Origin of the sequence: Delftia sp. 60 (assembly GCF_002754395.1) — a bacterium.
Lineage (GTDB): Bacteria > Pseudomonadota > Gammaproteobacteria > Burkholderiales > Burkholderiaceae_C > Comamonas > Comamonas acidovorans.
This window is the reverse complement of record NZ_PEFD01000001.1, coordinates 517117-541868: the sequence shown is the minus strand read 5'-3', so window position 1 is coordinate 541868 and position 24752 is coordinate 517117. Positions and strand designations below refer to the sequence as shown.

The window sequence follows — 24752 nt, the reverse complement described above, 5'->3', positions numbered from 1 at the left end:
ATTAGTTTGTCTGTTGAGCTGCTTTACACAGCAGCGGCGCCAGCCACGATTTCCGACAGCTCGGTCGTGATCGCTGCCTGGCGCGTCTTGTTGTAGACCAGCTTCAACTCGCCAATGACGCTGCCTGCGTTGTCGGTAGCGGCCTTCATGGCCACCATGCGCGCCGATTGCTCGGACGCCATGTTTTCCGCGACAGCTTGGTAGACCAGGGACTCTGCGTAGCGCACGAGCAGCTCGTCGATCACGGACTGCGCGTCGGGTTCGTAGATGTAGTCCCAGCTATGGCCAGACGTCTTCTCGGCCTGCATGCTCTCGGACGACAGGGGCAGCAACTGCTCCACCACCGATTCCTGCTTCATGGTGTTGATGAACTTGGTGTAGCTCAGGTACACCGCGCTCAGCTTGCCCGCTGCATATGCATCGAGCAGCACCTTCACAGGGCCGATCAGCTTTTCCAGATGGGGCGTATCGCCCAGACCCGTCGCGTGCGAAACCACCTTGGCGCCGACACGGTTCAGAAAGCCCAGACCCTTGTTGCCAATGGCCACTGCTTCTGCCGACACGCCTTGATCCTGCAGCTCCCGCAGCTTGGCCGTGACAGCACGCAACACGTTGGTGTTCATGCCGCCGCACAACCCCTTGTCCGTCGTCACCACGATGACGCCGGCTGTCTTTGCATCACCGTTCACTTGCATGAACGGGTGCACGTACTCGGGGTTGGCTTGGCCAAGATGGACTGCAATGTTGCGGATCTTTTCGCTGTACGGGCGTGCAGCCAGCATCCGTTCCTGCGCCTTGCGCATCTTGGATGCGGCCACCATTTCCATGGCTTTGGTGATCTTCTTGGTGTTTTCCACCGATTTGATCTTGCCGCGAATTTCCTTACCTGCTGCCATGATGGCTCCTCGTCCGGTTTAAGCGAACGACTTCTTGAACGCAGCGATGGCGGCGTTCAATTCGGCTTCGGAATCCTTGTCCATGGCCTTGGAAGCGTTCAGCTTGTCGATCAGGGCGCCGTGGCTGGTCTTCAGGAACTGGTGCAGACCAGACTCGAAAGCCAGCACTTGCTTGACCTGGATGTCGTCCATGTAGCCCTTGTTCACTGCGAACAGCGAAGCGCCCATCAAAGCGGTGGACAGGGGCTGTACTGGGCCTGCTTGAGCAGTTCGGTCACGCGGGCACCGCGGTCCAGCTGCTTGCGGGTGGCTTCGTCCAGGTCGGAGGCGAACTGCGCGAAGGCAGCCAGCTCACGGTATTGCGCCAGGTCGGTACGGATACCGCCGGACTGGCCCTTGACCAGCTTGGTCTGTGCAGCACCACCGACGCGCGACACCGAGATACCGGCGTTGATGGCGGGGCGGATACCGGCGTTGAACAGGCTGGTTTCCAGGAAGATCTGGCCGTCCGTGATCGAGATCACGTTCGTGGGCACGAAGGCCGACACGTCACCGGCCTGGGTTTCGATGATGGGCAGAGCCGTCAGCGAACCCGTCTTGCCCTTGACTTCACCCTTGGTGAAGGCTTCGACGTAGTCGGCATTCACGCGGGCTGCACGTTCGAGCAGGCGGCTGTGGAGATAGAACACGTCGCCGGGGAAGGCTTCGCGGCCTGGGGGACGGCGCAGCAGCAGCGAAACCTGGCGGTAGGCCACGGCTTGCTTGGACAGGTCGTCATAGACGATCAGGGCGTCTTCGCCGCGGTCGCGGAAGTACTCGCCCATCGTGCAGCCGGAGTAGGCCGACACGTACTGCATGGCAGCAGATTCGGAGGCGGTGGCAGCCACGACGATGGTGTATTCCATCGCGCCGGCCTGCTCCAGGGCACGCACCACGTTCTTGATCGAGGAAGCCTTCTGGCCGATCGCAACGTAGATGCAGGTAACGCCCTGACCCTTCTGGTTGATGATGGCGTCGATGGCCACGGCGGTCTTGCCGGTCTGGCGGTCACCGATGATCAGTTCGCGCTGGCCACGGCCGACGGGCACCATCGAGTCGATGGACTTGATGCCGGTCTGCAGGGGCTGGTCCACGGACTGGCGTGCGATCACGCCGGGAGCGACCTTCTCGATCACGTCCGTCATCTTGGCGTTGATCGGGCCCTTGCCGTCAATCGGCTGACCCAGGGCGTTGACCACGCGGCCGATGAGTTCGGGGCCGACGGGCACTTCCAGAATACGGCCCGTGCACTTGACGGTGTCGCCTTCGGAGATGTGCTCGTACTCGCCCAGAATCACGGCGCCGACGGAGTCGCGCTCGAGGTTCAGCGCCAGGCCGAAGGAGGGCTGGCCATCCTTGCCTGCGGGGAATTCCAGCATTTCGCCTTGCATCACGTCCGACAGGCCGTGCACGCGCACGATACCGTCGGTCACCGAAACCACGGTGCCTTCGTTACGGATGTCGCTGCTGCCAGCCAGACCCTCGATGCGGCTCTTGATCAGTTCAGAAATTTCTGCGGGATTGAGTTGCATGACTCTTTCCTTCTTTAGCTTTGGTTAGCCGAGACCTCAGTCGCGTTGTTACGCAATGAGGGCCGCTTTCATTTGTTCCAGGCGGGCCTTGACGGACGTGTCAAGAACTTCATCACCCACCACGACGCGGATGCCACCGATCAGGGACTGATCTTGCTGCACCGACAGGTTCAGCTTTCGGCCGAAACGCTTCTCCAGCGAAGTCCCGAGGGCAGCCAGAGCGGCAGCATCTATGGGAAAAGCGCTTTGAACCACGGCGTCGGACGAGCCACCGGCGCGGTTCACGAGGCTGCGAAACTGGGCCGCCACTTCTGGCAGGGCTTGCAGTCGGCCGTTTTCAATGATGACGCGCAGAAAGTTGCGAGCGGCATCAGGCAATGCCGAGCCGGCCACGCCGCTGATGACGTCGAACAGTTGTTCGTCGGTCACCTTGGGGTCGTCGGCCAGCTGGCGCAATTGCGGATTGGCGGCAATCGCCGCCAATTCCTCCGCCCAGGCAACAGTGCCGGACAGGTCAGCACCCTGCTGGGTGCTGGCCTTGAACAGGGCATCTGCGTAAGGACGGGCAATGGTGGCGAGTTCTGCCATGTTTGCTCTTCCTTACAGCTCGGTCTTCAGGCGGTTCAGCAGGTCGGCATGGACGCCGGCATCCACTTCCTTGCGCAGGATCTGCTCGGCGCCCTTGACGGCCAGCGCAGCCACTTGCTCGCGCAGGGCTTCACGGGCCTGGACTGTCTGCTGCTCGGCCTCGGCACGGGCAGCAGCAACAATCTTGTTGCCTTCTTCGGAGGCACGGGCCTTGGCTTCTTCGATGATGGCCTGGGCACGGCGTTCGGCGTCCGCAAGCCGCGATGCCGTTTCGTTGCGCGTCTGGGCCAGTTCCTGCTCGACGCGCTTGTTGGCGGCGGCCAGGTCAGTCTTGGCCTTGTCGGCAGCAGCGAGGCCATCGGCGATTTTCAGAGCTCGTTCATCCAGCGCCTTCGCGATCGGGGCCACACGAACTTCATCGTGAACAGCACCAGGATCAGGAAAACGATGGCCTGGACGAACAGGGTCGCGTTGATACTCACGGCAACACCTTTCTATCTAGGGCGTTGATCGGAGCTTAGGCCAGGACGAAGGGGTTGGCGAAAGCGAACAGCAGAGCGATAGCAACACCGATCAGGAAGGCAGCGTCGATCAGACCGGCCAAGATGAACATCTTGGTTTGCAGTTCGTTGATCAGCTCAGGCTGACGTGCCGACGATTCCAGGAACTTGCCACCCATCAGGGCGATACCGATCGAAGCGCCGATAGCGCCCAGACCAACGATCAGACCACAAGCCAGAGCGACGAGACCGAGAATGTTTTCCATGATGACTCCTGAGATTAAAGAAAGAGAAAGGTTGAGAGGGAAAGGAAATGGTCAGTGGGCTTCATGTGCCTGGCCGAGATAGATCAGCGTCAGCATCATGAAAATGAAGGCCTGCAGGGTGATGATCAGAATGTGGAAGATCGCCCAGATAGAGCCTGCAATGATGTGCCCCAAGGGGAGCAACACACCGGAAAGCGACATGGCAGCCGCACCGCCCATCAGAGCGATCAGACAGAACACCAACTCACCAGCGTACATGTTGCCGAACAGTCGCATGCCATGCGAAACCGTCTTGGCGACATATTCAATGATCTGCATGGCCAGGTTGATAACACCCAGGATCAGTGCAAACACGGGATTCTTGCTGGTGCCGAACGGAGCGGTCACCAGTTCGTGGGCCCAGCCGCCCATGCCCTTGATCTTGATGCTGTAGAAGAAGCACAGGATCAGCACGGCCGAGGACAGGCCCAGCGTGGTCGAGAGGTCAGCCGTGGGAACGACACGCAGGTAGGCGTGCGAGTCACCCTGGACGCCCTGCCACAGTACCGGCAGCAGGTCCACGGGCAGCATGTCCATGGCGTTCATCATGAAGATCCAGACGAACACGGTCAGTGCCAGCGGGGCGATGAACTTGCGGCTTTGCGCGTTGTGGATGTTGGCCTTGGCCTGGTTGTCCACCATCTCGACCAGCAGCTCTACAGCCGCCTGGAAGCGGCCCGGCACGCCCGATGTAGCCTTGCGCGCGGCAAGCCACAGCACGAACAGGCTCAGCACGCCCAGCGTGGCGCTGACGACGATCGAGTCCAGGTTGATGACCGAAAAGTCGATGATCGACTTTTGCTTGATGTTCTGGAGGTGCTGCAGGTGGTGAACGATGTATTCACTTGCAGTAGGTGCGTGCGCGTCTGCGGCCATCGGTCAACTTCTCTTCAAATATCAATCGGTTTTTCGGACATTGGCCCGCACTATCAGCGCGACCCAATACGTTTCATGACGATCACCAAGCCCGCCAGCAGCGCCAGCCAACTCAGCCCCGGGACCAGCTTGGGTGCAGCCGCCAGCATGGCAATGCACAGCACCAGCTTCACCAGTTCCCAGCCAAAAATTCCCACCATGGCGGCTGCAGCGCCGCCAGGCCTCTTGCGCACGACGGCGCGCGCAAACAGCGCAGCCGGCAGCACCACCGACAAGGCGCCATAGGCAGCCGACCATCCGACCTCGGCGCGCCCCGTCACCAGCCACGCGACCAGTGCCACCAGCACGCCAACCACCGCCTGGACCACCACGAAGCGCCACACAGACATCTGCGGGTTTCGCGTGCGCCACTCCTGAGCCTCCTCGGAGGTCAGGGGCTTGAAGTCGGAATCCTCGCCCTCAAGTTCCCTGTCAGCGTCTGTGTCAGCGGCGTAGTTTTTCATTGAGTTCTCGAAGGCCGCAGACCAGACAAGACTTTTTCACAAAGCCTCTGATTATAAGTAAAAACCCCTGCCGAACGATAGGGGTTGTTACGGGCATGCCCAAAACGGCGGCGGCAGCCTGGCTGTGTGGCAGCAGGCCAACAACGCCAGCCTCGCACCGCAGGCAGCTTGTTTGTTGTGTGTGGAGTTTTCGTGACCGGCGGCGCGGCAGCCCCAGGCTGCGACATGGCCGCGAACGATAGCGCACAATCGCCTCCAACGCCAAGCGATTAACCTTGATTCACCTATGACCGACGCCCCCACCCCCTCCTCCGCACCAGCAGCCGCGCCGGGCGCGGACCCGCGCAAGGACTCGTTGATCGAGTACCCGTCGCAGTTTCCCATCAAAGTCATGGGCATCAAGGCCGAGCACCTGGTGCATGAAATCACCCAGATCGCCGAGCGCTTCGACCCCGCCTTTGACCCCAGCACCATTGAGTTGCGCCCCAGCAGCAGCGGCAAATACCTGGGCGTCACCGTCACGGTGACGGCCACCAGCCGCGAGCAGCTCGACGACCTGTACCGGGCGTTCACCTCGCACCCGCTTGTGAAAGTGGTGCTTTGAGCGCCCCAGCCGCCGAGCTTGCGCAGACGCTGGACTTGCGCCTGCTGGGCCGCACCGACTACGAAGCCACGGTGCAGGCCATGCAGGCATTCACGAGCGGCCGCGATGCTGGCACGCGCGACGAGCTCTGGATCTGCGAGCACGCCCCGCATTTCACGCAAGGCCTTGCCGGGAAAAGTGACCACTTGCTGAGCCCTGGCAACATTCCCGTGGTCGCAACCAACCGTGGCGGGCAGGTCACCTACCACGGCCCGGGCCAGGTGGTCGCCTATCCGTTGCTGGATCTGCAGCGCCTGGGCTACTTCGTCAAGGAATACGTGTTCCGCATCGAAGATGCGGTCATCCGCACGCTGGAGCATTTCGGCATCACCGGCCACCGCGTGGAAGGCGCCCCCGGCATCTACGTGCGTCTTGACGATCCTCGCAGCCACGCCATGCTCGCCCAGCGCCCGCAACTGCGCGCACCGGGCTCGCCTGCGCCCCAGCCCGATTTTTCGGGGCTGGGCAAGATTGCAGCCCTGGGCATCAAGGTCAGCCGGCATTGCACCTATCACGGCGTTGCCCTGAATGCCGCCATGGACCTGGAACCCTACGAACGGATCAACCCTTGCGGCTATGCAGGACTGCAAACGGTGGACCTTTCTACAATCGGCGTTCAGACAACCTGGGACGAAGCCGCGCGCGTGCTGGGACGACAGTTGCAGCGCCGCCTAGCCCCTGAATCCAGAACCATGACCACCAACACCGTCGTGCGCGAAGCGCAGTCCCAAGCCGAGTACAACCCGCTGGCCAAGCAGAAGGCGGCAGCGAAGCTTTCGCGCATCCCGATCAAGGTCGAGCATGGCGAGGCCCTCAAGAAGCCCGAGTGGATCCGCGTCAAGGCGGGCAGCCCCACCACGCGCTTCTACGAGATCAAGGACATCCTGCGCGCCAACAAGCTGCACACGGTCTGCGAGGAAGCCTCCTGCCCCAACATCGGCGAATGTTTCGGCAAGGGCACGGCCACCTTCATGATCATGGGCGACAAGTGCACGCGCCGCTGCCCGTTCTGCGACGTGGGCCACGGCCGCCCCGACCCGCTGGACACCAACGAGCCGCTCAATCTGGCCAAGACGATTGCCGAGCTGCGCCTGAAGTACGTGGTGATCACCAGCGTGGACCGCGATGACCTGCGCGACGGCGGCTCGGGCCATTTCGTGGAGTGCATCAAGAACATCCGCGAGCTCTCGCCGCTGACCCAGATCGAGATCCTGGTGCCCGACTTCCGTGGCCGCGACGACCGTGCGCTGGAAATCCTCAAGGCCGCACCTCCCGATGTGATGAACCACAACCTGGAGACCGCACCGCGCCTGTACAAGGAAGCGCGCCCCGGCTCGGACTACCAGTTCTCGCTGAACCTGCTCAAGAAGTTCAAGGCCTTGCACCCCAAGGTTCCGACCAAGAGCGGCATCATGGTGGGCCTGGGCGAGACCGACGAGGAAATCCTGCAGGTGATGCGCGACATGCGCGCCCATGACATCGACATGCTGACCATCGGCCAGTACCTGGCGCCCAGCAACAGCCACCTGCCGGTGCGCCGATACGTGCACCCCGACACCTTCAAGATGTTCGAGGAAGAAGCCTACAAGATGGGCTTCACGCACGCCGCCGTGGGCGCCATGGTGCGCTCCAGCTACCACGCGGATCAGCAGGCACACGCCGCAGGCGTTTGAGCTCGCCACACCCAGGCGGCCCTCGATGCCCAGCCCTCGCCAGCCCTGCTGCCGAGGGCTTTTTCATGGCCGCATGACGGCACATCAAGACGCGCAGGCAACAAAAAAGCAGAGCCGCTGACGCATGCTCTGCTTGAATTGGAGGCGATGTTGCCTCTTCTGACATCGTAGAAAAAAAGCCTGGCTAACCGGCAGACCGCTGGCTGGCAAACCGACTTGCTGCAGGCTGAACAGGCCTGGCGAGTCGCCCCACGATGAAACTGAAAAAGGCTTGCAGCTCGAATTCCCCACCAGAGAGTTTCTTGCTGCATTGGGGCTGATCATAGCATCGAATGAGAATCAATCGCAACTAAAGCTGCAAATCTTTTTTTCTGCGCATCCTCGCCTGCATGAATTCATGGTCCCAGCAGCGCTGCGGGACTGTCCGAGCGGAGGACTTCCTGCGCCCAGGCAGTCAGCTTGCGTGTGTCGGCACGCAAGATTTCCTGCTTGACGACCAGTATCTGCGCCGGATGCATGGAAAAGCTGCGTAAACCCAGGCCGAGCAGCAGGCGCGTCATGCCCACATCCCCGGCGGTCTCCCCGCAGACACAGACGCTCTTGCCCTGCGCCCTTCCTTCGGCGATCACGTCCGCCACCAGCTTGAGCACGGCGGGATGTAAGGGGTCATAGAGATGGGCCACGGTCTCGTCGGCGCGGTCGATGGCCAGCGTGTACTGGATGAGGTCGTTGGTGCCGATCGACAGGAAGTCGAAGTAACGCAAAAAGGTGCGCACGATCAGCGCGGCCGCAGGCACTTCGATCATGGCGCCCAGCTTGACCGGGCCATGGGCCACGCCTCGCGCGTCGAGTTCGCTTTGCGCCAGCCGCACCTGGGCCAGGGTCTGCTCGATCTCGCTTTGGTGGGCCAGCATGGGAAACAGCAGATGGATCTGCCCATGCGCCGCCGCACGCAGGATGGCGCGCAACTGGGTGCGGAACATGGCCGGGTCAGCCAGGCTCCAGCGGATGGCGCGCAGACCCAGCGCGGGGTTCAGGTAGTAATCCTTGGGCTGTGCCTTGTCCAGCGGCTTGTCGGCGCCCACGTCCAGCGTGCGAATGGTCACGGGCATGCCCTGCATGCCGTCCACGGCCTCGCGGTAGGCGCGGTACTGCTCCTCCTCACCGGGCAGGTTGCCGCCACGCCCCATGAACAGGAATTCCGTGCGGAACAGCCCCACGCCCACGGCGCCTGCATGCACGGCCGCAGGCCCGTCGCCGGGTTGCTCGATATTGGCCAGCAACTCGATGCGCTCTCCGTCCAGCGTCAGCGCGGGCGTGTGGCGCAGGCGTGAGAGGCGCTCGCGCTCCAGCTCGTTCTGGCGCTGGCGAAAGCCATACTCGGCCAGGATGATGGGAGAAGGATCGACGATGACGACGCCTGCGTTGCCATCGATGATGATCCAGTCGTCCTGGCGGATCAGCTGGCTGGCCGCGCGCGCGCCGACCACGGCCGGGATGTCCATGCTGCGCGCCACGATGGCCGTGTGCGAGGTCCGCCCGCCCACGGCCGTGATGAACCCGGCAAACAGCCGGCTCTTGAACTGCAGCATGTCCACCGGCGACAGGTCCTGCGCCACCAGGACCAGGGGCACATCGGTGACCTCGTCGAGCAGCAGCGGCTGCTGCGGCGCGCCCTCCCCCGTTGCATCGGCCCGCGGCAGCGCGGCAGGCGCGGGCACGGGGCTGGCCATGCCCTTCATGTAGCGCAGGATGCGCTCGACCACCTGTTCCAGGTCGGCCTTGCGCTCGCGCAGATACTCGTCCTCCATCTCGTCGAACTGGCGCGAGACGACCTCGAGCTGCGTGGTCAGCGCCCATTCGGCGTTGTAGAGACGATCGGAAATCCAGTGCTTGATGGCGGCGGCCAGGGCCTCGTCCTGCAACAGCAGCAGGTGGACGTCGAGCAGGGCATCGAGCTCGCCCGGCGCATCCTGGGGCATTTCATCCTGCAGACGGCGCAGCTCGTCGATGACGGCGTTGCGTGCACTGCGGGCGCGGTCGATTTCCGCGTCCACCTGGTCGGGCCGGATGAAGTAGTGCACCACCTCCATGCGGCTGGAGGCCACCACCACCGCGCGTCCTATCGCAATGCCCCGTGAAACGGCCAGTCCGTGGATTGCAAACGTCATTGCGCCTGTCCTTTGCCTGCTGCTGCGCAGGCCCCGGGCCGTCGCAATGCGGCATCGTCCGGGCCCGGCGCGTGTTGCTCTTTTGCGCTCACCGTCTGCCAGCGCAGCGGAGGCCCATCACTGGCCTTCGCCAAATTTGTCGTTGATCAGGGCCGTCAGCGCATCCATGGCTTCCTGCTCCTGCGGTCCTTCGGTTTCCAGCAGCACCTCGGAGCCCATGCCGGCAGCCAGCATCATCACGCCCATGATGCTCTTGGCATTGATGCGCCGCTCGCCCTTGCTCATCCAGACTTCGCAGGGAAAGCTGCCTGCAAGCTTGGTGAGCTTGGCGGAGGCGCGGGCATGCAGGCCCAGTTTATTGCTGATGGTTATAGGGGTCTTGATCATTGGATGGTCGCGGACTCTGGTTCTGAGGCGTGTTCACGCCCACCTGCATCACCCCATGGCTGCCTCCCGCCAAGGCACGCTCGGCCACGGCTTCCAGCGCCTCGTGGCGATAGCCTATGGAGCGCAGCAGCATGGGCAAGTTCACTCCGGCCACCAGTCGCCCGGCAGGCAGCTGCGCCACCAGGCGCTGCGCCACGTTGCAGGGCGTCGCGCCAAAGAGGTCGGTCAGCACCAGCGTGGGCAGCGCCACCAGGCCGCCATGGTCTTCGAGCAACTGCTCGGCACGCATCAGGGTGGCCTCGGGCGGCTCCTGAGCGGGCACATCCAGGGCAAGGACGTCCTCGGCACTGTCGGCGAACACATGCAAGGCGCATTCGCGCAGTGCATGGGCCAAAGGTGCGTGGGTGAACAAAAGGATGCGCGTGGTCATGAAGTCACAGGGTTCGGAGTCGATTATGGCGTGCGCAGGCGCATGTAGGGCAACCGGCGCGCCTGCACTGCGTTCCATGCCACAGCTGCCTCCCGCATCCGTGGCTCCGAAACCTGTTGCCTTTGCTATTGCAGTTGCAGGCTGGCGAAGAAGTTGTTGGCCTCGTCTGTGCGCGGCTTGTCGCTGTAGATCACGGCATGGTAGAGGCGCGCGCCTGCCGGCTCCATTCGTGCAAACCACACGCCATGGGCGGTGAGCTTCCAGCCCTGGGGCCCCACGCCTTCAAACGTGGTGCGCAGCGACTGCGGCAGATTCAGTGCGCCTGCAGGCAGGAAAGGGCCATCTTCCTTGGAGCGCAGTTGCTTGGCGCCCGCCGGTGCCTGCCCCGGAGCACCCGGGTTCATCTGGCCGAGCACGGCTGCCTGCCAGTACGACAGCATCTCGGCGGCTCTGGACGGCTCGCTGACCAGGAAGTGGGACACCGCGTAGGTTGACGCATCGGCATCGCATCCCATCATGGACATCTGGACCGTGCCCATGCCCTGGCCCAGCTCCACCGGCCGTGTCGCGGATTGCGGATCGCAGGGCAAGAGCACGCGCAGCGGCGTGCCTTCGACCGCGACCTGCCGCCAATCCAGCCTGGGACTGCAGGCGGCCAGGGGCGCCAACACCAGCAGCGCGGCGCCGAGCCGCAGGGCCAGAGCGCGGCCCTTTGCTTTCGAAAAGCTTTCCATCAATGTCATGCCGGCATTATCGGCATGGCCCGACCTGTCCGAGCCCCGAACTTTTGCCCTTGCCGCGCATCGAAAGGCGGTGCACGGCATGCGTGCAGGCCTTCGGGCGCAACTTTGGGCACAATCGTCGCTATGGCAAGCAAACATTGGATCGCAGGCGTGGTGATCGCCGCAGCCGCCGGCATGGGCGCATGGGTGTATTCGGGTGCCGGCCAAACGGCAGCGCCGCAGTCCACCTTCGTGCTGCTGGACGGCAGCAAGCAGACCACGGCCGACCTCAAGGGCAAGGTGACCTTGGTGAATTTCTGGGCCACCAGCTGCACCACCTGCGTGGCCGAGATGCCCGAGATCGTTGCCACCCACCAGAAATTCCAGAGCCAGGGCTTCGAGACCCTGGCCGTGGCCATGAGCTACGACCCGCCCAGCTATGTGGTGAACTTCGCCGATTCGCGCAAGCTGCCTTTCAAGGTCGCGCTGGACAACACCGGCGCCGTGGCCCGGGCATGGGGCGATGTGCAACTGACTCCCACCACCTACATCGTCAACAAGCGCGGCGACATCGTGAAGCGCTATGTGGGCGCACCTGACTTCGCGGAGTTGCATCGGCTGATCGAGAAGCTGCTCGCCGAGGCCTGATACAGCGCAGACCAGGGCACAAAAAAACCGGCACCAGGCCGGTTTTTCATTGGTGCATCCTCCGCCCGCCGCTCAACGGCTGCGGAAGCTGTCGTGGCAGGCCTTGCAGCTGGCGGCGGCCGGGCCGAAGGCGGCCTTGAGCTGGTCCAGGTTGCCGGACTTGGCCGCAGCCGCGAGCTTGACCGTCTCGGCCTGCATCTTCTCCGACAGGTCCTGGAACTTGGCCTGCTCCTTCCAGATTTCAGGCTTGGCCTTTCCACCTTCCGTGCCCGCGCCGAACGCGGCCCAAGGCAGCTTGGCCATGAAGGCCACCACCTCGGCGTTTTCCTGGGCTGCCTTGGCATCGAAGGGGATCTTTCCGTTCGCCATGGCGCCCAGGCGCCCGAAGTGCTGGCCCAGCACGGCGAGCGCGCCCTGGCGGTACTTGATGGCGTCTTCGGACTTGGCGAACTGTGCGGACGCGGGCAGCGCCGTGGCGGCCACCAGGGCGGCCAGCGCCCATGCAGAAACTTTCTTCATCGTGGTTTTCCTTTGGGAGTGTGGGGAAATCTGCCGGGCCAGTATGGCAGCGGCATCTTGCCGGCGCCGCTTTGATTGACCACGGCCAGGGTGCATTCCTGGTCCTCGCAGGAATGCGGGGCGGCACAATGCCCCATCCCCATCCCAGCTTTCATGCCATGGCACAAGAATCGACCGCACAAGGCGCCGCCAAGCACAAGGTCCGCATCTGGGACCTGCCCACCCGGCTGTTTCACTGGCTGCTGGCCGCAACGGTGGTCGGCCTGGTCGTGACGGCCAAGCTGGGCGGCAATGCCATGAACTGGCATCTGCTGCTGGGCCATGCCATGCTGGCCCTGCTGCTGTTCCGCCTGCTTTGGGGCCTGGTGGGCGGCCGCTGGTCGCGCTTTGCCAGCTTCATCCACGCGCCCGCCACCGTGCTGCGCCATGTGCGGGGACAAGGAACGGAGAGCGACAGCGCAGGCCACAGCCCGCTGGGCGCCCTGTCCGTGTTTGCCATGCTGGCCGTGCTGATCGCCCAGGTGGGCAGCGGGTTGCTCAGCGACGACGAGATTGCGTTCTCCGGGCCGCTGGGCCGCTTTGTATCGGGCGACACCGTGGCACAGGCCACCGCCTACCACGCGCACTGGGGGCAGTATCTGCTGTACGCGCTGGTGGCCCTGCACCTGTTGGCCATCCTGTTCTATGCTTGGCGCGGACGGGGTCTGGTGCGCGCCATGGTGACGGGAGACAAGCACTTGCCCGAACCCCTGCCCTCTTCACGCGACACGGCAGCCAGCCGCCTGTTGGCATTGGTCCTGGCGTTGGTGGCGGGGGCCGCCGCATGGTGGGTGCAGCAGCTGGGGGGTGCTTTCTGACGGCGTGGCCAGACGTTGCCAGCTTGCCGCTACACTGCGTTTTCCGTCGTTTTAGCCAAGTGCCCGTGGACAAGCCTGCTGTCGCCTTGCTGGCGCCGAATCCCCTGGAAGACATGGACGAAGTCCGCCAGATCTTCCAGGAGTACGCCGCAAGCCTGGATGTCGATCTGCAATTTCAAGATTTCGAGGCCGAGATCGCCGATCTGCCTGGCGACTACGCATCGCCGCGCGGCCACATCCTGCTGGCCAAGGTCGATGGCGCCGTGGCCGGCTGCTGCGCCTTGCGCCCGCTGGACAACTGCGATTACGCCAACGCCGCCGAGATGAAGCGCCTGTTCGTGCGCAAGGCTTTTCGCGGTTTCGGCCTGGGCCGCCAGCTCGCCGAGGCCATGCTCGATGTGGCGCGCCAGGCCGGCTATGACCATGTGCTGCTGGACACGCTGGACGACATGGAGTCGGCACGTGCCCTCTACACGGACCTGGGCTTCCAGGAAATCCCGCCCTACTATCACAACCCCATCGCAGGGGCGCATTACCTCAAGGCCGATATCTTCTAGGGCCGGCGGAGGCAGCCCCCTGAAATACAAAAAGGCATTGCACCCAGGTGCAATGCCTTTTTTCGCAAAAGCGCGGTGCCCAGGCCCGGCAGGCCTGCAGCACGATCAGGATCAGGCCTTGGCCTGGCCCAGCAGGGAGGCAGCGTCGCTGACTTCGAACTTGCCAGGGCCTTCCACGTTCAGCGTGGCGACCTTGCCGTCCTTGACCAGCATGGAGTAGCGGTTGCTGCGCAGGCCCAGGCCCTTTCCGTTCAGGTCCAGCGTCAGGCCGGTGGCCTTGGCGAAGGCGGCATCGCCGTCGGCCAGCATGCGCACCTTGCCGTCGGTCTTCTGGTCACGGGCCCACGCGCCCATCACGAAGGCGTCGTTGACCGACAGGCACCAGATCTCGTCCACGCCAGCAGCCTTGAAGGCTTCGGCCTGCTCCACGAAGCCGGGCACATGCTTGGCCGAGCAGGTGGGAGTGAATGCGCCGGGCACGGCGAAGACCGCGATGGTCTTGCCGGCAGCGGCTTCGGGCAGCTTCACGGGGTTGGGGCCGATGCTGCAGCCATTGCCTTCGACTTCCACGTATTCCATCAGGGTGGCAGCGGGCAGGGCATCTCCGACTTTGATCATCTCTATCTCCTTTGTGGTGCAAAACCGGGGGCCGCCGAAATGGTGGTCCCCAAACGAAAAAACGACCCACATTGTGGGTCGTTTCCTGTGGCCTTGCAGCCGGTGGGCCTGTGTAGGCTTACACCAGAGCAGCCTTTTGCACCAAGCGGGTAGCAACCCAGTTCTTGGTCTTGGACAGCGGGCGGCTTTCCGTGATTTCAACCACGTCGCCCAGCTTGTATTCACCTTGCTCGTCGTGAGCGTGGTACTTGCTGGACTTGATCATGATCTTGTCATAGATCGGGTGCTTGACGCGGCGTTCAACCATGACCGTCACGGTCTTGGCACGCTTGTCGCTGACCACCTTGCCAATCAAGGTGCGCTTGAGGGATTTTTTAGCTTCCGTCATGTCGGCTTCCTGATTACTTGGCAGCTTGCTTTTCAGCAAGGATGGTCTTGGCGCGGGCGATGTCACGGCGCGTGGTACGCAGCGTGTTCGTGTTACCCAGCTGTTGCGTAGCCTTTTGCATACGCAGGCCAAAGTGAGCCTTTTGCAGGGACTTCACTTCGGCTTCCAGGCCGGCAACGTCTTTTTGGCGGAGTTCAGCAGCTTTCGTCATGTTGTTCTCCTTAGGCACCAATTTGACGGGACACGAAGGTCGTACGCAGCGGCAGCTTTGCAGCGGCCAGGCGGAACGCTTCACGAGCCAGCTCTTCAGGGACGCCCACGATTTCGTAGAGCACCTTGCCGGGCTGGATTTCGGCCACGTAGTACTCGGGGTTGCCCTTACCGTTACCCATACGCACTTCTGCGGGCTTGGTAGAGATTGGCTTGTCCGGGAACACGCGGATCCAGATACGACCGCCACGCTTGACGTGACGCGAGATCGCGCGGCGAGCCGCTTCGATCTGACGCGCCGTCAGGCGACCACGGTCAGTGGACTTCAGGCCGAAGTCACCGAAAGCAACGGAGTTACCACGCGTTGCGATACCGGTGTTGCGACCCTTTTGCTCCTTGCGGTATTTGCGGCGAGCAGGTTGCAGCATCTTTATTCTCCTTTACCGTCCGCTGCTGTAGCGGGCGCGTCAGTCTTGCGAACGCGCTTAACGGAATCAGCGCCAGCGCCGGCGGGCTTATCGCTGCCGTCAGCAGGTGCTGCGTTAGCGCCTGCGGGGCGGCGGGCACCACGGCCAGCACCGTCACGACGACCATCGCCGCGACCATCACGGCGGGGGCCGCGAGGACGACGTTCTTCTTCGGGGCGGGGGGTCTCGGCTGCCGGCAGGTCGTTACGACCCAGCGTGTCACCCTTGTAGACCCAGACCTTCACACCGATCACACCGTAGGTCGTCTTGGCTTCGGAGAAGCCATAGTCGATGTCGGCGCGCAGTGTGTGAAGTGGCACACGGCCTTCGCGATACCACTCGCAACGTGCAATTTCGATACCGTTCAGACGGCCCGAAGACATGATCTTGATGCCTTGGGCACCCAGACGCATGGCGTTTTGCATTGCACGCTTCATGGCGCGGCGGAACATGATGCGCTTTTCGAGCTGCTGGCAGATCGAATCGGCGATCAGCTTGGCATCGATTTCAGGCTTGCGCACTTCTTCGATGTTCACAGCCACGGGCACGCCCAGACGGGTTGCGAGTTCCTTCTTCAGGTTCTCGATGTCCTCGCCCTTCTTGCCGATCACGACACCAGGACGTGCCGAGAAGATCGTGATGCGGGCGTTCTTTGCAGGACGCTCGATCAGGATGCGCGACACGGCGGCATTCTTCAGCTTGGCCTTCAGGAACTCGCGCACCTTGATGTCTTCGGCCAGCATGCCGGCGAAGTCACGGTTGCTTGCGTACCAACGGCTGGCCCAGTTGCGGCTAACAGCCAGGCGGAAGCCGGTAGGATGGATTTTCTGTCCCATATTCTTCCCAGGCCTTTCAGTTGCCAACCGTCACGTACACGTGGCACGTGGGCTTGCTGATGCGATTGCCGCGGCCCTTTGCACGCGCGGTGAAGCGCTTGAGCGTGGTGCCTTGTTCGACGAAGATGGTCTTGACCTTCAGTTCGTCGATGTCGGCGCCGTCGTTGTGCTCGGCGTTGGCGATGGCGGACTCGAGCACCTTCTTGATGATCACGGCAGCTTTTTTCTGCGTGAACGTCAGGATGTTCAGGGCTTGGTCCACTTTCTTGCCGCGGATCAGGTCCGCGACCAGGCGACCCTTGTCCACAGACAGGCGGACGCCACGGAGAACAGCACGTGTTTCAGACATGTTCTATTCCTTACTTCTTGGCTTTTTTGTCCGCCGGGTGACCCTTGAAGGTACGGGTCAGCGCGAATTCGCCGAGCTTGTGGCCGACCATCTGGTCAGTCACATACACGGGCACGTGCTGCTTGCCGTTGTGCACGGCGATGGTCAGACCGATGAACTCGGGCAGAACCATGGAGCGACGCGACCAGGTCTTGACGGGCTTCTTGTCCTTGGTGGCGACGGCCTTTTCGGCCTTTGCCAGCAAGTGATGGTCAACAAACGGACCCTTTTTAAGAGAACGAGTCATTTGCTACCCTTTACTTCTTGCGACGCGACACAATCATCGACTGCGTGCGCTTGTTGTTACGGGTACGGTAGCCCTTCGTCAGGTTGCCCCATGGGTCAACAGCGTGACGACCTTCACCGGTCTTGCCTTCACCACCACCGTGCGGGTGATCGACAGGGTTCATCACCACGCCGCGAACGGTCGGGCGAATACCCATCCAACGCTTCACACCGGCCTTGCCCAGACGGCGCAGGCTGTGCTCTTCGTTGGCGACTTCACCGATGGTCGCGCGGCATTCGATGTGCACCTTGCGCACTTCGCCGGAACGCATACGCACTTGGGCGTAGATGCCTTCACGGGCCAGCAGCGTAGCCGACGTACCTGCCGAACGGGCGATCTGCGCGCCAGCGCCGATCTTCAGTTCGATGCAGTGGATGGTCGAACCCACGGGGATGTTGCGGATCGGCAGGGTGTTGCCCACGCGGATCGGGGCTTCCGAACCGCTGACGATCGTTGCGCCGACTTCCAGGTTGCGCGGAGCAATGATGTAGCGACGCTCGCCGTCGGCATAGCACACCAGAGCGATGTGGGCCGTACGGTTGGGGTCGTACTCAATGCGCTCGACCTTGGCGGGGATGCCGTCCTTGGTGCGCTTGAAGTCCACCACGCGATAGTGGTGCTTGTGGCCACCGCCCTTGTGACGGGTGGTGATGTGACCGTTGTTGTTACGGCCCGACTTCTGGTGCTGAGGCTCCAGCAGGGGGGCGAAACCTGCACCCTTGTGCAGATGGTCACGCGTGACCTTGACCGTGCCGCGTTGGCCGGGGGTCGTCGGTTTGAGCTTGATAACAGCCATGATTACGCAGCCTCCCCGGACAGGTTCAGCTCTTGACCGGGCTTGAGCATCACGTAGGCCTTGCGAACGTGGTCGCGGCGGCCAGTGGTCTTGCCAAAGCGCTTGGTCTTGCCCTTGATGTTCACCACGGAGACACCAGCAACTTCCACCTTGAACATCAGTTCCACGGCGGCCTTGATTTCATGCTTGGTGGCGCTCTGCAGCACCTTGAACGTCACGGCGTTGGACTTCTCGGCAACCATGGTGGCCTTTTCGGACACGATGGGAGCAACCAACACCTGCATCAGACGACCTTCGTCAAACTTGAGCGTGCTCATTCGAACATCTCCTTGAGTTTGTCGATCGCACCCTTGGTGACGAGCACTTTCTTGTAGTGCACCAGCGACACGGGGTCGGCGTAGCGCGGCTCGACCACGAACACGTTCTTCAGATTGCGGGAAGCCAGGTACAGGTTCTCGTCGACTTCTTCAGCGATCACCATGACCGATTCCAGGTTCATGGCCTTGAACTTGTCGGCCAGCACCTTGGTCTTGGGGCTTTCGAGCTTGAGCGAGTCCACCACGGCCAGACGGCCTTCGCGGGCCAGCTGCGACAGGATGGCAACCATACCGGCGCGGTACATCTTCTTGTTGATCTTCTGCGTGAAGTTTTCTTCAGGCAGATTCGGGAAGATGCGGCCGCCGCCACGCCACAGAGGCGAGGAAGACATACCGGCACGAGCACGGCCGGTGCCCTTTTGCTTGAACGGCTTGGCAGTCGTGTGACGAACCTGCTCGCGGTCCTTCTGAGCGCGAGTGCCCTGACGTGCGTTGGCACGGTAGGCGATCACGATCTGGTGGACGAGGTCTTCGTTGAATTCACGACCGAAAACAGTCTCGGGCGCATCGAACTTGGATGCGGCCTGGCCTTGTTCATTCAGGAGTTCGAGCTGCATTAGTTCGCTCCCTTGGAAGCTTTGGCCTTGATGGCGGGGCGCACCGTCACGAAGCCACCCTTGGAGCCCGGAACAGCGCCCTTGATCAAGAGCAGTTGGCGTGCTTCGTCAATGCGAACCACGTCGAGATTTTGGGTGGTGATGGTTTCATCGCCCATGTGACCGGTCATCTTCTTGCCCGGGAACACGCGACCTGGATCCTGGGCCATCGAGATGGAGCCGGGAACATTGTGCGAACGGCTGTTGCCGTGCGAGGCGCGCTGCGAGCGGAAGTTGTGACGCTTGATGGTGCCGGCGAAGCCCTTACCGATGGAAGTGCCTTGCACGTCCACCTTCTGGCCCACCGAGAACAGCTCGGCGACGGGCAGGACGGAGCCTGCGGCGTACTTGCCAGCGGTTTCTTCGGTCACGCGGAATTCACCCATCACTTCACCGGCTTCGACACCTGCCTTGGCAAGGTGGCCGGCTTCTGGCTTGGTCACGCGAGATGCCTTGCGCGAACCGAAAGTGACCTGCAGGGCCACGTAGCCATCGTTCTCTTGGGTTTTGACCTGAGTCACACGGTTGTTGGACACATCCACCACCGTGACGGGCACTGCGTCCCCGTCATCGGTGAACAGACGCATCATGCCCACCTTGCGACCCAGCAACCCGAGGGAGTTGCTCAGACTCATTTGTTTGCTCCAAAACTTTCGCCGCTGAAACTGCAATTGGCCCAGCGTTGCGCTCCCGCCCCAGATGTCCAAGGCCTTGCGCACGAAAGAAGGTTGATAAAACTTCGCTCAAGAAAGGCGAAGCCCCAAATTTTAACGCGAACTGCCTTTTCAAGCAAGTTCGCGTTAAATCAAAGCCCTTCAACGGCCCCGCAAGGGGCCGTGAAGTTCTTATTGCAGCTTGATCTCGACGTCCACGCCTGCGGGCAGGTCCAGCTTCATCAGAGCGTCAACCGTCTTGTCAGTCGGGTCAACGATGTCCATCAGGCGCTGGTGAGTGCGGATTTCGAACTGGTCGCGGCTGGTCTTGTTGACGTGCGGCGAGCGCAGGATGTCGAAACGCTTCATGCGTGTCGGCAGGGGCACGGGGCCCTTGACGATCGCGCCAGTGCGCTTGGCAGTGTCAACGATTTCAGCAGCCGACTGGTCGATCAGCTTGTAGTCAAACGCCTTCAGGCGGATGCGGATTTTTTGCTTGGACATTGTGTATTCCTAGTTTTCCAAGAATTACGCAATGATCTTTGCAACCACGCCAGCGCCCACGGTACGGCCACCTTCGCGGATAGCGAAGCGCAGACCTTCTTCCATGGCGATGGGGGCGATCAGCTTGACGGTGATCGACACGTTGTCGCCAGGCATCACCATTTCCTTGTCGGCGGGCAGCTCGATGGAGCCGGTCACGTCGGTCGTACGGAAATAGAACTGGGGGCGGTAGTTGTTGAAGAACGGAGTGTGGCGACCACCTTCGTCCTTGGACAGCACGTACACCTCAGCCGTGAAGTGGGTGTGGGGCTTGATGGAGCCGGGCTTGCACAGCACTTGGCCGCGTTCCACGTCTTCACGCTTGGTGCCGCGCAGCAGCAGACCCACGTTGTCGCCAGCTTGACCTTGGTCCAGCAGCTTGCGGAACATTTCCACGCCGGTGACGATGGTCTTCTGGGTGTCGCGGATACCGACGATTTCGATTTCTTCGCCGACCTTGATGATGCCGCGCTCGATACGGCCAGTCACCACGGTGCCACGGCCAGAGATCGAGAACACGTCTTCCACGGGCATTGCAAAGGCGCCGTCCACAGCGCGCTCGGGCGTGGGGATGTAGGAGTCCAGTGCTTCAGCCAGGCGCAGGATGGCAGGTTCGCCCTTGTCGGACTGGTCGCCTTCCAGGGCCAGCTTGGCCGAGCCGCGGATGATGGGGGTGTCGTCGCCGGGGAAGTCGTACTTGGCAAGCAGCTCGCGCACTTCCATTTCGACCAGTTCCAGCAGCTCTTCGTCGTCCACCATGTCGCACTTGTTCAGGAACACGATGATGTAGGGCACGCCCACCTGACGGGCCAGCAGGATGTGCTCGCGGGTCTGGGGCATGGGGCCGTCAGCGGCCGAGCACACCAAGATGGCGCCGTCCATTTGAGCAGCGCCGGTGATCATGTTCTTGACGTAGTCGGCGTGGCCGGGGCAGTCAACGTGAGCGTAGTGGCGACCGGCCGTTTCGTACTCGACGTGGGCGGTGTTGATCGTGATGCCGCGAGCCTTTTCTTCAGGTGCTGCGTCGATCTGGTCGTAAGCCTTGGCTTCGCCGCCGAACTTCTTGGACAGAACGGTAGCGATAGCAGCCGTCAGGGTCGTCTTGCCGTGGTCCACGTGACCGATGGTGCCAACGTTGACGTGCGGCTTGTTCCGCTGGAATTTTTCTTTTGCCATGATTTCTCCGAAAGAGCAAAACCTGTGTGATGTTTAAGGTCTGCACCCCATTGCTTGGTCGCCCCGCACAGGTGACAGGGCGGCATGGGATCGCAGACCGGCAAAAACCGCAGCACCCCGGCGCCAAAACGCCTGGGTGCTGCGATTCAAAAGCCTTCAATTATACAAAAAAGCTTACTTCGAGCGAGCAGCAACGATGGCTTCGGCCACGTTACGGGGAGCTTCAGAGTAGTGCTTGAACTCCATCGTGTACGTAGCGCGGCCTTGCGTCTGCGAGCGCAGCGACGTGGCGTAGCCGAACATTTCCGACAGAGGCACTTCAGCCTTGATGGACTTGCCGCCGCCGGCCATGTCGTCCATGCCCTGCACCATGCCGCGACGCGAGGACAGATCGCCCATCACGGTACCGGCGTAGTCTTCAGGCGTCTCGACTTCCACAGCCATCATGGGTTCCAGGATGACGGGGCTGGCCTTGCGGGCAGCTTCCTTGAAACCGAAGATGGCGGCCATCTTGAACGCCATTTCGTTCGAGTCCACATCGTGGTACGAACCGAAGGTCAGCGTGACCTTCACGTCCACGACGGGGTAGCCAGCCAACACGCCGGAAGTCAGCGCTTCGATCACGCCCTTCTCGACTGCGGGGATGTATTCGCGAGGAACCACACCGCCCTTGATGGCGTCGACGAACTCGAAGCCCTTGCCGGGTTCCTGGGGTTCGACCGTGAACACCACGTGGCCGTACTGACCCTTACCACCGGACTGGCGAACGAACTTGCCGTCCACGTCCACGACCTTCTGGCGAATGGTTTCGCGGTAGGCAACCTGGGGCTTGCCCACGTTGGCTTCCACGTTGAATTCGCGCTTCATGCGGTCAACGATGATTTCCAGGTGCAGCTCGCCCATGCCGGCGATGATGGTCTGGCCCGATTCTTCGTCGGTACGCACGCGGAACGACGGATCTTCTGCAGCCAGGCGCGACAGGGCGATGCCCATCTTTTCCTGGTCGGCCTTGGACTTGGGCTCCACGGCCTGTGCAATCACGGGCTCGGGGAAGACCATGCGTTCCAGCACGATGGGGGCGTCCACGGAGCACAGCGTTTCGCCGGTCGTCACGTCCTTCAGGCCCACGCAGGCAGCGATGTCGCCGGCGCGGATTTCTTCGACTTCCACGCGCTCGTTGGCCATCATCTGCACGATACGGCCGATGCGTTCCTTCTTGCCCTTGACCGAGTTGAACACGGTGTCGCCCTTGGTCAGGACGCCCGAGTACACGCGCACGAAGGTCAGCTGACCGACGAACGGGTCGGTCATCAGCTTGAAGGCCAGTGCCGCAAACTTTTCACCGTCGTCGGCCTTGCGGCTGAGCTTGGTTTCTTCGTTTTCGGGATCGGTACCGGTGACGTCAGGGATGTCCACAGGCGCCGGCAGGTAGTCGATCACGGCGTCCAGCATGCGCTGCACACCCTTGTTCTTGAAAGCGGTACCGCACAGCATGGGCTGGATTTCGGTAGCCAGCGTACGAGCGCGCAGGCCGGCCTTCACGTCTTCTTCGGACAGAGTACCTTCTTCCAGGTACTTGTTCATCAGCTCTTCGCTGGCTTCAGCGGCGGCTTCCACGAGGTTCTCACGCCACTTGTTGGCGGTCTCCACCAGCTCGGCGGGGATCTCGTGGTATTCGAACTTCATGCCTTGCGAGGCTTCGTCCCAGATGATGGCCTTCATCTTGACGAGGTCGACCACGCCCTTGAAGTTGTCTTCGGCGCCGATCGGGATCACGACGGGAACGGGGTTGGCCTTCAGGCGCAGCTTCATCTGGTCAACGACCTTGAAGAAGTTGGCACCGGTACGGTCCATCTTGTTCACGAAGGCCAGACGGGGCACCTTGTACTTGTTGGCTTGGCGCCACACGGTTTCCGACTGGGGCTGCACGCCGCCCACGGCGCAGTACACCATGCAGGCACCGTCCAGCACGCGCATGGAACGCTCCACCTCAATGGTGAAGTCCACGTGGCCGGGGGTGTCGATGATGTTGAAACGGTGTTCGGGGTAGGACAGGTCCATGCCCTTCCAGAAGCAGGTCACTGCAGCGGAAGTGATGGTGATGCCGCGCTCTTGCTCTTGCTCCATCCAGTCGGTCGTAGCAGCGCCGTCGTGCACTTCGCCCAGCTTGTGGGTCACACCGGTATAGAACAGGATACGTTCCGTGGTGGTGGTTTTGCCTGCGTCGATGTGGGCGGAGATACCGATGTTGCGGTAGCGCTCGATGGGGGTCTTGCGAGCCATGATGGATCCTTGATCGTATGGAGGGAGTCTCTGCCCGTTCCAGCCTCATGGTGCAGACGGACAGCAGTCTTATCTGGGGATGCTCCTAATCGAGACAAGGCCGCAGGCAAAAATGCATGCGGCCTGTCTGATCGGGAGCGAAGTGCTCTTAGAAGCGGAAGTGGCTGAATGCCTTGTTGGCTTCGGCCATGCGGTGAACTTCGTCACGGCGCTTCATGGCGCCGCCACGGCCTTCGGTGGCCTCGAGCAGTTCGTTGGCCAGGCGCTGGGCCATGGACTTCTCGCCGCGCTTGCGGGCGGCTTCCTTCAGCCAACGCATGGACAGGGCCAGGCGACGCACGGGGCGCACTTCGACGGGCACTTGGTAGTTGGCACCGCCAACACGGCGGGACTTCACTTCGACCATGGGCTTGACGTTGTTGATGGCAACAACGAAGGCTTCCAGCGGGTCTTTGTCAGGGTGCTTCTTTTGAATCAGGTCCAGGGCACCGTAGATGATGCGTTCTGCGACCGCCTTCTTGCCGCCTTCCATGATCACGTTCATGAACTTGGACAGCTCGACATTGCCGAACTTGGGATCCGGCAGGATTTCACGTTTGGGGACTTCGCGACGACGTGGCATTTTTTACCTCTATCTTGCTTCAGTTGGCATCTTTTCAGACACCGCGAGAGTCAACAGGACTCCCACTTACTCGACCCGCGCAAAACACTTGCGTTTGGGGTCACTACGCTGAATCTCGCGCCACGCGGGATACAGCACCTTCCTCGAAAAAACGCAGGGCTTACTTGGCCTTGGGCTTCTTCGCGCCGTACTTGGAACGGGATTGCTTGCGGTCCTTGACGCCTTGCAGGTCAAGGGAGCCACGCACGATGTGGTAACGCACACCGGGCAAGTCCTTCACACGGCCGCCGCGCACCAGAACAACGCTGTGCTCTTGCAGGTTGTGGCCTTCACCACCGATGTAGGAGATGACCTCGAAGCCGTTGGTCAGGCGCACCTTGGCAACCTTACGCAGAGCGGAGTTAGGCTTCTTAGGCGTCGTGGTGTACACACGGGTGCACACGCCGCGGCGCTGAGGGCAGTTTTCCATAGCAGGGCTCTTGGATTTGACAACTTCGACCGTGCGGCCCTGACGCACGAGTTGGTTAATGGTTGGCATTAATAAACGTCCCTAAACGTGAATTGCTTGCGAAAAGCGAAAACGTGAATCCCTTCGGAAATTCCGAAAAGCCCTCGACTGTACCAGCTTGCGGGAGATCGCACAACTGCACCCCCTTCAAGCCAGTAC

General features: G+C 61.9%; 30 protein-coding genes and 4 pseudogenes. 6 read left to right on the top strand and 28 right to left on the bottom strand.

All coding sequences use genetic code 11. The annotated features are described in order from the left end of the window. Window positions 1-23: 23 nt before the first annotated feature. From atpG to CLV01_RS02470, 7 genes and pseudogenes are all read right to left on the bottom strand, one after another. The gene (atpG, locus tag CLV01_RS02500; RefSeq protein WP_043824939.1) at window positions 24-896 is read right to left on the bottom strand and encodes a F0F1 ATP synthase subunit gamma; all 873 of its coding nucleotides are present in this window, start codon (window positions 894-896) and stop codon (window positions 24-26) included. A gap of 18 nt (window positions 897-914) precedes the next feature. After that, window positions 915-2467 (bottom strand): annotated as a pseudogene (gene atpA, locus CLV01_RS02495) (F0F1 ATP synthase subunit alpha). Between the two features lie 48 nt (window positions 2468-2515). Further along, window positions 2516-3055, bottom strand: coding sequence for a F0F1 ATP synthase subunit delta (locus CLV01_RS02490; RefSeq protein ID WP_012202354.1), 540 nt, complete (start codon window positions 3053-3055; stop codon window positions 2516-2518). Window positions 3056-3067: 12 nt separating this feature from the next. Beyond that, window positions 3068-3537, bottom strand: a pseudogene (locus tag CLV01_RS02485) (F0F1 ATP synthase subunit B). A 35-nt stretch (window positions 3538-3572) separates the two neighbouring features. Further along, entirely contained in the window at window positions 3573-3821 is a 249-nt protein-coding gene (gene atpE, locus CLV01_RS02480) for a F0F1 ATP synthase subunit C (protein ID WP_011803767.1), read from the bottom strand. 51 nt (window positions 3822-3872) lie between these two features. Then, window positions 3873-4736, bottom strand: coding sequence for a F0F1 ATP synthase subunit A (gene atpB / locus CLV01_RS02475; protein WP_012202352.1), 864 nt, complete (start codon window positions 4734-4736; stop codon window positions 3873-3875). Window positions 4737-4757: 21 nt separating this feature from the next. Beyond that, window positions 4758-5239, bottom strand: a pseudogene (locus CLV01_RS02470) (ATP synthase subunit I). A 286-nt stretch (window positions 5240-5525) separates the two neighbouring features. On the opposite strand from CLV01_RS02470, the gene CLV01_RS02465 reads away from it, so the two are divergent. The 3 genes and pseudogenes from CLV01_RS02465 to lipA all read left to right on the top strand — a co-directional run bounded on the left by CLV01_RS02465 (window position 5526) and on the right by lipA (window position 7555). After that, the gene (locus tag CLV01_RS02465) at window positions 5526-5843 is read left to right on the top strand and encodes a YbeD family protein (protein ID WP_034397898.1); all 318 of its coding nucleotides are present in this window, start codon (window positions 5526-5528) and stop codon (window positions 5841-5843) included. A gap of 80 nt (window positions 5844-5923) precedes the next feature. Continuing rightward, window positions 5924-6517: pseudogene (lipB, locus tag CLV01_RS29870) on the top strand (lipoyl(octanoyl) transferase LipB); the annotation flags it as partial. Between the two features lie 57 nt (window positions 6518-6574). Beyond that, entirely contained in the window at window positions 6575-7555 is a 981-nt protein-coding gene (gene lipA / locus CLV01_RS29370) for a lipoyl synthase (protein WP_013800257.1), read from the top strand. 395 nt (window positions 7556-7950) lie between these two features. Here the strand turns inward: lipA and ptsP are convergent, their stop codons facing one another. The 4 genes from ptsP to CLV01_RS02440 all read right to left on the bottom strand — a co-directional run bounded on the left by ptsP (window position 7951) and on the right by CLV01_RS02440 (window position 11286). Then, window positions 7951-9726: a phosphoenolpyruvate--protein phosphotransferase gene (gene ptsP / locus CLV01_RS02455; protein WP_012202347.1), complete on the bottom strand. Its 1776-nt coding sequence runs from the start codon at window positions 9724-9726 to the stop codon at window positions 7951-7953. Between the two features lie 117 nt (window positions 9727-9843). Continuing rightward, on the bottom strand, window positions 9844-10113 hold the full coding sequence (locus tag CLV01_RS02450) for an HPr family phosphocarrier protein (RefSeq protein WP_012202346.1): 270 nt from the start codon (window positions 10111-10113) through the stop codon (window positions 9844-9846). Further along, window positions 10082-10543: a PTS sugar transporter subunit IIA gene (locus CLV01_RS02445; protein WP_170962107.1), complete on the bottom strand. Its 462-nt coding sequence runs from the start codon at window positions 10541-10543 to the stop codon at window positions 10082-10084. Before CLV01_RS02445 ends, CLV01_RS02450 begins: the two co-directional genes overlap by 32 nt. 125 nt (window positions 10544-10668) lie before the next feature. Then, the gene (locus tag CLV01_RS02440; RefSeq protein WP_012202344.1) at window positions 10669-11286 is read right to left on the bottom strand and encodes a hypothetical protein; all 618 of its coding nucleotides are present in this window, start codon (window positions 11284-11286) and stop codon (window positions 10669-10671) included. 123 nt (window positions 11287-11409) lie between these two features. Between CLV01_RS02440 and CLV01_RS02435 the strand changes: the two genes are divergently transcribed. Further along, window positions 11410-11913 carry a TlpA disulfide reductase family protein gene (locus CLV01_RS02435; protein WP_043780365.1) on the top strand — a complete coding sequence of 168 codons (504 nt, stop codon included), beginning with the start codon at window positions 11410-11412 and terminating at the stop codon, window positions 11911-11913. Window positions 11914-11985: 72 nt separating this feature from the next. Here CLV01_RS02435 and CLV01_RS02430 read toward each other — a convergent pair whose 3' ends face one another. After that, window positions 11986-12432 carry a c-type cytochrome gene (locus tag CLV01_RS02430; protein WP_065346892.1) on the bottom strand — a complete coding sequence of 149 codons (447 nt, stop codon included), beginning with the start codon at window positions 12430-12432 and terminating at the stop codon, window positions 11986-11988. 158 nt (window positions 12433-12590) lie between these two features. Here CLV01_RS02430 and CLV01_RS02425 point away from each other — a divergent pair, with 158 nt between their 5' ends. Together CLV01_RS02425 and CLV01_RS02420 are read left to right on the top strand one after the other, a co-directional pair. Then, window positions 12591-13289 carry a cytochrome b/b6 domain-containing protein gene (locus CLV01_RS02425; RefSeq protein ID WP_043824940.1) on the top strand — a complete coding sequence of 233 codons (699 nt, stop codon included), beginning with the start codon at window positions 12591-12593 and terminating at the stop codon, window positions 13287-13289. Between the two features lie 65 nt (window positions 13290-13354). Then, window positions 13355-13846 (top strand): GNAT family N-acetyltransferase, encoded by a 492-nt coding sequence (locus CLV01_RS02420; protein ID WP_043780357.1) that lies wholly within the window; start codon window positions 13355-13357, stop codon window positions 13844-13846. 111 nt (window positions 13847-13957) lie between these two features. Here CLV01_RS02420 and CLV01_RS02415 read toward each other — a convergent pair whose 3' ends face one another. From CLV01_RS02415 to rpsL, 16 genes are all read right to left on the bottom strand, one after another. Next, a complete protein-coding gene (locus CLV01_RS02415) occupies window positions 13958-14464 on the bottom strand; it encodes a peroxiredoxin (protein ID WP_099732458.1) in 507 nt (168 codons plus the stop codon). A gap of 118 nt (window positions 14465-14582) precedes the next feature. Beyond that, window positions 14583-14852: a 30S ribosomal protein S17 gene (gene rpsQ / locus CLV01_RS02410; RefSeq protein WP_012202338.1), complete on the bottom strand. Its 270-nt coding sequence runs from the start codon at window positions 14850-14852 to the stop codon at window positions 14583-14585. A 13-nt stretch (window positions 14853-14865) separates the two neighbouring features. Then, window positions 14866-15063 (bottom strand): 50S ribosomal protein L29, encoded by a 198-nt coding sequence (gene rpmC / locus CLV01_RS02405; protein ID WP_012202337.1) that lies wholly within the window; start codon window positions 15061-15063, stop codon window positions 14866-14868. 10 nt (window positions 15064-15073) lie between these two features. Then, the gene (gene rplP / locus CLV01_RS02400) at window positions 15074-15490 is read right to left on the bottom strand and encodes a 50S ribosomal protein L16 (protein WP_012202336.1); all 417 of its coding nucleotides are present in this window, start codon (window positions 15488-15490) and stop codon (window positions 15074-15076) included. Between the two features lie 2 nt (window positions 15491-15492). Continuing rightward, window positions 15493-16365: a 30S ribosomal protein S3 gene (gene rpsC, locus CLV01_RS02395; protein WP_012202335.1), complete on the bottom strand. Its 873-nt coding sequence runs from the start codon at window positions 16363-16365 to the stop codon at window positions 15493-15495. 16 nt (window positions 16366-16381) lie between these two features. After that, window positions 16382-16714, bottom strand: coding sequence for a 50S ribosomal protein L22 (rplV, locus tag CLV01_RS02390; protein ID WP_012202334.1), 333 nt, complete (start codon window positions 16712-16714; stop codon window positions 16382-16384). A 10-nt stretch (window positions 16715-16724) separates the two neighbouring features. Next, entirely contained in the window at window positions 16725-17000 is a 276-nt protein-coding gene (rpsS, locus tag CLV01_RS02385; protein ID WP_012202333.1) for a 30S ribosomal protein S19, read from the bottom strand. Window positions 17001-17010: 10 nt separating this feature from the next. Next, the gene (gene rplB, locus CLV01_RS02380) at window positions 17011-17835 is read right to left on the bottom strand and encodes a 50S ribosomal protein L2 (protein ID WP_012202332.1); all 825 of its coding nucleotides are present in this window, start codon (window positions 17833-17835) and stop codon (window positions 17011-17013) included. A gap of 2 nt (window positions 17836-17837) precedes the next feature. After that, complete coding sequence (gene rplW / locus CLV01_RS02375) at window positions 17838-18152, bottom strand: 50S ribosomal protein L23 (RefSeq protein ID WP_012202331.1); 315 nt, start codon at window positions 18150-18152, stop codon at window positions 17838-17840. Continuing rightward, window positions 18149-18769: a 50S ribosomal protein L4 gene (gene rplD, locus CLV01_RS02370; protein WP_012202330.1), complete on the bottom strand. Its 621-nt coding sequence runs from the start codon at window positions 18767-18769 to the stop codon at window positions 18149-18151. Before rplD ends, rplW begins: the two co-directional genes overlap by 4 nt. Next, on the bottom strand, window positions 18769-19443 hold the full coding sequence (gene rplC, locus CLV01_RS02365; RefSeq protein WP_012202329.1) for a 50S ribosomal protein L3: 675 nt from the start codon (window positions 19441-19443) through the stop codon (window positions 18769-18771). Before rplC ends, rplD begins: the two co-directional genes overlap by 1 nt. Window positions 19444-19653: 210 nt before the next feature. Beyond that, a complete protein-coding gene (gene rpsJ / locus CLV01_RS02360) occupies window positions 19654-19965 on the bottom strand; it encodes a 30S ribosomal protein S10 (protein ID WP_003059431.1) in 312 nt (103 codons plus the stop codon). A 24-nt stretch (window positions 19966-19989) separates the two neighbouring features. Next, window positions 19990-21180 carry an elongation factor Tu gene (gene tuf, locus CLV01_RS02355; protein WP_013800249.1) on the bottom strand — a complete coding sequence of 397 codons (1191 nt, stop codon included), beginning with the start codon at window positions 21178-21180 and terminating at the stop codon, window positions 19990-19992. 174 nt (window positions 21181-21354) lie between these two features. Then, window positions 21355-23463, bottom strand: a complete 2109-nt coding sequence (gene fusA / locus CLV01_RS02350) for an elongation factor G (protein WP_013800248.1) — start codon at window positions 23461-23463, stop codon at window positions 21355-21357. Window positions 23464-23611: 148 nt separating this feature from the next. After that, on the bottom strand, window positions 23612-24085 hold the full coding sequence (gene rpsG / locus CLV01_RS02345; protein WP_012202326.1) for a 30S ribosomal protein S7: 474 nt from the start codon (window positions 24083-24085) through the stop codon (window positions 23612-23614). Between the two features lie 160 nt (window positions 24086-24245). Next, complete coding sequence (gene rpsL, locus CLV01_RS02340) at window positions 24246-24623, bottom strand: 30S ribosomal protein S12 (RefSeq protein ID WP_012202325.1); 378 nt, start codon at window positions 24621-24623, stop codon at window positions 24246-24248. Between the last annotated feature and the right edge of the window lie 129 nt (window positions 24624-24752).

Bases quoted from the DNA above. Each gene is read 5' to 3' on its own strand.
- atpG (WP_043824939.1), bottom strand. From the start codon at position 896: ATGGCAGCAGGTAAGGAAATTCGCGGCAAGATCAAATCGGTGGAAAAC.
- CLV01_RS02490 (WP_012202354.1), bottom strand. From the start codon at position 3,055: ATGGCAGAACTCGCCACCATTGCCCGTCCTTACGCAGATGCCCTGTTC.
- atpE (WP_011803767.1), bottom strand. From the start codon at position 3,821: ATGGAAAACATTCTCGGTCTCGTCGCTCTGGCTTGTGGTCTGATCGTT.
- atpB (WP_012202352.1), bottom strand. From the start codon at position 4,736: ATGGCCGCAGACGCGCACGCACCTACTGCAAGTGAATACATCGTTCAC.
- CLV01_RS02465 (WP_034397898.1), top strand. From the start codon at position 5,526: ATGACCGACGCCCCCACCCCCTCCTCCGCACCAGCAGCCGCGCCGGGC.
- lipA (WP_013800257.1), top strand. From the start codon at position 6,575: ATGACCACCAACACCGTCGTGCGCGAAGCGCAGTCCCAAGCCGAGTAC.
- ptsP (WP_012202347.1), bottom strand. From the start codon at position 9,726: ATGACGTTTGCAATCCACGGACTGGCCGTTTCACGGGGCATTGCGATA.
- CLV01_RS02450 (WP_012202346.1), bottom strand. From the start codon at position 10,113: ATGATCAAGACCCCTATAACCATCAGCAATAAACTGGGCCTGCATGCC.
- CLV01_RS02445 (WP_170962107.1), bottom strand. From the start codon at position 10,543: ATGACCACGCGCATCCTTTTGTTCACCCACGCACCTTTGGCCCATGCA.
- CLV01_RS02440 (WP_012202344.1), bottom strand. From the start codon at position 11,286: ATGACATTGATGGAAAGCTTTTCGAAAGCAAAGGGCCGCGCTCTGGCC.
- CLV01_RS02435 (WP_043780365.1), top strand. From the start codon at position 11,410: ATGGCAAGCAAACATTGGATCGCAGGCGTGGTGATCGCCGCAGCCGCC.
- CLV01_RS02430 (WP_065346892.1), bottom strand. From the start codon at position 12,432: ATGAAGAAAGTTTCTGCATGGGCGCTGGCCGCCCTGGTGGCCGCCACG.
- CLV01_RS02425 (WP_043824940.1), top strand. From the start codon at position 12,591: ATGGCACAAGAATCGACCGCACAAGGCGCCGCCAAGCACAAGGTCCGC.
- CLV01_RS02415 (WP_099732458.1), bottom strand. From the start codon at position 14,464: ATGATCAAAGTCGGAGATGCCCTGCCCGCTGCCACCCTGATGGAATAC.
- rpsQ (WP_012202338.1), bottom strand. From the start codon at position 14,852: ATGACGGAAGCTAAAAAATCCCTCAAGCGCACCTTGATTGGCAAGGTG.
- rpmC (WP_012202337.1), bottom strand. From the start codon at position 15,063: ATGACGAAAGCTGCTGAACTCCGCCAAAAAGACGTTGCCGGCCTGGAA.
- rplP (WP_012202336.1), bottom strand. From the start codon at position 15,490: ATGCTGCAACCTGCTCGCCGCAAATACCGCAAGGAGCAAAAGGGTCGC.
- rpsC (WP_012202335.1), bottom strand. From the start codon at position 16,365: ATGGGACAGAAAATCCATCCTACCGGCTTCCGCCTGGCTGTTAGCCGC.
- rplV (WP_012202334.1), bottom strand. From the start codon at position 16,714: ATGTCTGAAACACGTGCTGTTCTCCGTGGCGTCCGCCTGTCTGTGGAC.
- rpsS (WP_012202333.1), bottom strand. From the start codon at position 17,000: ATGACTCGTTCTCTTAAAAAGGGTCCGTTTGTTGACCATCACTTGCTG.
- rplB (WP_012202332.1), bottom strand. From the start codon at position 17,835: ATGGCTGTTATCAAGCTCAAACCGACGACCCCCGGCCAACGCGGCACG.
- rplW (WP_012202331.1), bottom strand. From the start codon at position 18,152: ATGAGCACGCTCAAGTTTGACGAAGGTCGTCTGATGCAGGTGTTGGTT.
- rplD (WP_012202330.1), bottom strand. From the start codon at position 18,769: ATGCAGCTCGAACTCCTGAATGAACAAGGCCAGGCCGCATCCAAGTTC.
- rplC (WP_012202329.1), bottom strand. From the start codon at position 19,443: ATGAGTCTGAGCAACTCCCTCGGGTTGCTGGGTCGCAAGGTGGGCATG.
- rpsJ (WP_003059431.1), bottom strand. From the start codon at position 19,965: ATGTCCAAGCAAAAAATCCGCATCCGCCTGAAGGCGTTTGACTACAAG.
- tuf (WP_013800249.1), bottom strand. From the start codon at position 21,180: ATGGCAAAAGAAAAATTCCAGCGGAACAAGCCGCACGTCAACGTTGGC.
- fusA (WP_013800248.1), bottom strand. From the start codon at position 23,463: ATGGCTCGCAAGACCCCCATCGAGCGCTACCGCAACATCGGTATCTCC.
- rpsG (WP_012202326.1), bottom strand. From the start codon at position 24,085: ATGCCACGTCGTCGCGAAGTCCCCAAACGTGAAATCCTGCCGGATCCC.
- rpsL (WP_012202325.1), bottom strand. From the start codon at position 24,623: ATGCCAACCATTAACCAACTCGTGCGTCAGGGCCGCACGGTCGAAGTT.